Here is a 1,256-nt window from a genome sequence, read left to right on the forward strand (position 1 = left end):
AGCTTCACCGCCCTGCTGCGACAGGACAGCGGCGAAGGTCTCCCACCTCCACTCGATCAATCAGCGCCTCACGGCGCACCCGCCACAGGTGCCAGGCGTCAGCGACCTGCCTCGCCTGCGGGGCTCCGGTTCTGGCTCCTTCGGCATAGGCGCCGGCCCGGTCGCGGCAGATGACCTCCACTTCCGGGTGCTGGCGAAGCCATGCGGCCAGTGGTTCGGCGTCCCGGCCGGGTAAGACATCGACGGGCCGACGGGCTTCCAGATCAACCAGGATCGTCGCGTAGGAGTCGCCCTTGCGCAGAGCGAAGTCGTCCACTCCCAGATACCTGACCCGGCCGACCGGCTGCTGCGGAACCGAGCGGAGCAGGTCCAGCATCGCGTCCTTGGCGATGCGGATGCCGAGCATCGCGGCCAACCGGGCACCCGGCCTGCCCGCCAGTGTCAGAGCGATCGAGGCGAGCATCGAACGCAGAAGCATGGTCTGCCGAGCGTGCGGCCTGGTCAGCCCCTCGACCTGTTCGGCGAAGGTGACGGACGGACACCGATCGCCCAGGGACTTGAAGCGCCGCACGACCAGCTCGATCACCACCGCGTTGCCGGCAACCGGCGCGTCGCCGAGCCTGCGGACATACCGGCCGTGAACCCGCCATGACGGCATCCCGCACTGCGGGCATCTCACCGGCAGGGTCTGACACCCCGCGCGAAGCGTGATGACCTTGGCCGTTCGCTTGATCGACTCGATGACAACACCGGACGGATACGGCAACAACCACTCCAACACCCCTGAACCACACACCCGAAGACTGCCCAGCTCAACCCTGCGACATCACAAGATCCCCGACAGAGCCGGATTACGCGAACGTCCACAGGAGGCGTTCAAGCTCGTGAAGCACCACGTTGGTTCGCGCAGGACGGCATCCAGTCGGGTTCTCGGTCTTCCCGGCCGCTGCCAGGACCGCGGCAAGGATGCGTTCCCCGGTGGGCGCCGTCCACTGCCCACCTGATCAGCCGTGTGTGGGCGGTAAGGATCGCGGTCTGGGAGCCCGCCAGGCTCGGGACCGCCTACTCGCCGGCAACCATGCTTCCACCCGCGCAACATCAGACTGCGCAGCCGTACCTTAGACGCGCGCGGTCACCACCTCGCGGTGAGTCCCTGCTGCCCCGTAAACGCAGAAAAGCCCCGCACCGAGCCCATAAGGGCTGGTGCGGGGCTTCCGCAATAATTGTTCGGCGGCGTCCTACTCTCCCACAGGGTC

General features: G+C 67.1%; 1 protein-coding gene. It reads right to left on the reverse strand.

Annotated elements, in window-relative coordinates:
• Positions 1–4 precede the first annotated feature (4 nt).
• Complete coding sequence (locus ACIQZO_RS40525) at positions 5–781, reverse strand: ISL3 family transposase (protein WP_403636445.1); 777 nt, start codon at positions 779–781, stop codon at positions 5–7.
• Between the last annotated feature and the right edge of the window lie 475 nt (positions 782–1,256).

This window comes from Streptomyces sp. NPDC097617 (assembly GCF_044761485.1).
GTDB lineage: Bacteria > Actinomycetota > Actinomycetes > Streptomycetales > Streptomycetaceae > Streptomyces.